At 67.1% G+C, this 2,714-nt stretch carries 3 protein-coding genes and 1 pseudogene; all 4 read right to left on the bottom strand.

All coding sequences use genetic code 11. The annotated features are described in order from the left end of the window. A pseudogene (locus AC1DY5_RS50495) lies at nucleotides 1-832 on the bottom strand (IS110 family RNA-guided transposase); the annotation flags it as partial. A 278-nt stretch (nucleotides 833-1,110) separates the two neighbouring features. Further along, on the bottom strand, nucleotides 1,111-1,737 hold the full coding sequence (locus AC1DY5_RS50490) for a LysE family translocator (RefSeq protein ID WP_478121826.1): 627 nt from the start codon (nucleotides 1,735-1,737) through the stop codon (nucleotides 1,111-1,113). A gap of 116 nt (nucleotides 1,738-1,853) precedes the next feature. Beyond that, the gene (locus AC1DY5_RS50485) at nucleotides 1,854-2,450 is read right to left on the bottom strand and encodes a class I SAM-dependent methyltransferase (protein WP_478121825.1); all 597 of its coding nucleotides are present in this window, start codon (nucleotides 2,448-2,450) and stop codon (nucleotides 1,854-1,856) included. Nucleotides 2,451-2,515: 65 nt separating this feature from the next. After that, nucleotides 2,516-2,714, bottom strand: a 199-nt coding sequence (locus tag AC1DY5_RS50480) for a PaaI family thioesterase (RefSeq protein ID WP_478121824.1), incomplete at its 5' end; no start/stop codon positions are given.

The following is a 2,714-nucleotide window of genomic DNA, read 5'->3' as shown; positions in this document are numbered from 1 at the left end:
GGGGAAGCGCGACATGTCCACGCCGATCTCCGCCACCACGACGCTGGCCGTCAGGTCAGACACCCCGGGCATCGTCGCGAGCAGGCGGGCGCGCTGCCGGATCGGTGCCAGCGCTTTTCCCACGGCCGCATCCAGTTCGCCCAACGTGCGCTGCAAGAGATCACCTGCAGGTGCAGCCGCAGCATCGTGCGATGGTGCTCGGTGATGCGCCCGCGCAGCGCTTCGCGCAACTCGGCGGCCTTGTTGCGCGCCGTGCCCTGGGCCAGCGCGGCCAGCAGCGCCGGATCGCTCTGGCCGGCCACGATGGCATCGAGCATCGCACGGCCGCTCTTGCCCAGTACATCCGACAGGACGCTGCCCAACTTGAGGTTGGCGACCTCCAGCACTTCTGGATACGCAGCGAGTGCTGGGAGACCTCCYGCACGAGTTGCTTGCGCGTGCGCGTGAGGTCGCGCAACTGCTGGATCGCCTGCGGCGGCACGAAGCTGGAGCGGATCAAGCCGTGCGCSAGCAGATCGGCAATCCACATCGCGTCGTTGACGTCCGTCTTGCGCCCGGGCACGTTGCGAATGTGCGCGGCGTTGGCCAGCACCAACTCGAACTYGGCCTCCAGCACATGCCACACCGGCTTCCAGTACACGCCGGTGGCTKCCATGGCCACGTGGGTGCAGTCGTGCTCGGCCAGCCAATCGGTCAGTTCGAGCAACTGAGCGGTCGTGGTGCCGAAGCTGCGCACCTCCTGATGCATGGGCGGCGAGACGCATCGCAGGCAAGCCACGATGGTGTCCTTGTGCACGTCCAGGCCCGCACAGCGCGTGTAAAGCACTTGCATGAGAACCTCCTGGCGGTTGATGGGCACCGCAGGCAGTCCTCGTCATCGAACTCTACTAAGCGTGCTTCGGGGCGTCGCCGCCCTTTGCCACATTCCGGGGTGCTCGCAGGACTGCGGGTCCAACTATTGAACGGGCTTACCGCACCAAGGGAAGGCCGACCTCGTCAGCAGTGCCCGGCTTCATCCTACGATCACGCGCCATCTATCGCCAGCCATYGGCCCCGCTTCATGCCCTGGGATGGGCCCGCCCGATGGCGAACTATTGAGAGTGCTGCCGTTCAGATCGGGCGCCGGGCCAGAAAGGCCCAGACGCCGGCGGCCGACAGCAGCGAGCCGCCGGCGAAGTTGAAGCGCTGCTGCGCCCTCGGCGAGGCCAGCAGGCGCCGCGCCGAGCCCGCGAACACCGCATAGAGCGTGGCGTTGAGCGCGGCCATCGCAACGAAGGTCAGCGCCAGTACCCACAGCTGCTGCGTCACACCGGCGCGCGGATCGAGGAATTGCGGCAGGAAGGCGACGAAGAAGACGATGCCCTTGGGATTCAATGCGGTCACGAGGTAAGTGTTGGCGAACAGTTTCCAGCGCGAGCCGGGTGCCGCGGGTGCCGCGACGACAGCCGGTGAAATGCCGGCGCGCAGCAGCTTGATGCCGAGGTAGAGCAGGTACAGGCCGCCGACCCATTTGATAGCGGTGAACCAGAAGGCCGAGGTCGCGAGCAGGGCGCCGAGGCCGAGCAGCGACACCACCAGCGCGGTCGAATCGCCGAGCGCGACCGCGGCCACCAGCGGCACGTTGGCGCGCTTGCCGTGCGCCAACGAATAGCTGATGACCGTCAGGATGGTCGGTCCGGGAATGATCAGCAGCACCGCCGATGCAGTGACGAAGGCGAGCCAGAGCTGGAGGGACAAGGGAGTGCTTCCTGTGTGATGGGCCGCCGCGATGCCGGCCTGCGGTGAAATGTTAACTTAACGGTGCCGATCCGAAACGCTGGGGCGGGCCGTCGGCGACGCCGTCGATGGCGGGGTCAGTCCTGGCGTTCAAGGACGACCTCCCAGAGTGTCTTGGGCTGCGCATAGCGCTCGACGACTTGCTCCTCCACGCTGAGCATGCGCCAGCCCGTGGCGAATAGCCGGTCGATCGCGGCGCGATCGAAGAAGCGCTTGGGGATGCCGTCCACCAGGTAGAAATTGTCAGCGACCGGGTCCGCCTCGCGGCTGGCGCCGTGATGGTAGTCATGGGTCGAGTTGAGGCGACACAGCAGCAGGCCACCGGGCCGCAGCTGCCGACGGATGCGCTCGACCATCGCCATCGTCTCCGGCCAGTCGAAGTAATGCAACGAGAGGCTGGCGACTGCCACGCCAACCGTGCCGGCGGCCAGGGGGAAGGGCTCGCGGATGTCCTGGCAAAGCAGCTGCGCGGAGGGCACGCGAGCACGTGCTTCTTCGATGGCCTCGGCACTGACGTCAATGCCCGCCACGCGCAATCCTGCGGCGGCCAGCACTGCAGTGTCGCGGCCGCTGCCACAGCCCAGTTCCAGGATCGATTGAGCGCCGGCGTGCTCGGCCACCAGCGGCAGCCAGCGTTCGAGCCAGGGGTCGGTCGGTGAGAGCGCTTGCATCATCCCTTGCGCTGCCTCGGCCTGGCCGCGATTTCCACCGGTTCGCGGGTCTTCACGGCGCCTTCGAGCTACGCATCCAGGACCAACTGGGTCTGCGTGACCATGGCGCACAGCTTGCCTTCGGCCGACCGGATCGTGGTCTGCCAGACCATCGTGGTCCGCCCGCGGTGCAGCGCCACCGATTCGCCGACCACGGTGGTATCCACCCGCGCGCCGCCGATGAACTTGGTGCTGGAGTCGGTGGTCGTAGTGCGCTTGCCCTTCGGC

It is taken from the genome of Variovorax sp. P4_D9 (assembly GCF_056401695.1).
Note: the sequence above shows the minus strand (reverse complement) of the source record. Positions and strands in the feature narration are given on the sequence as shown.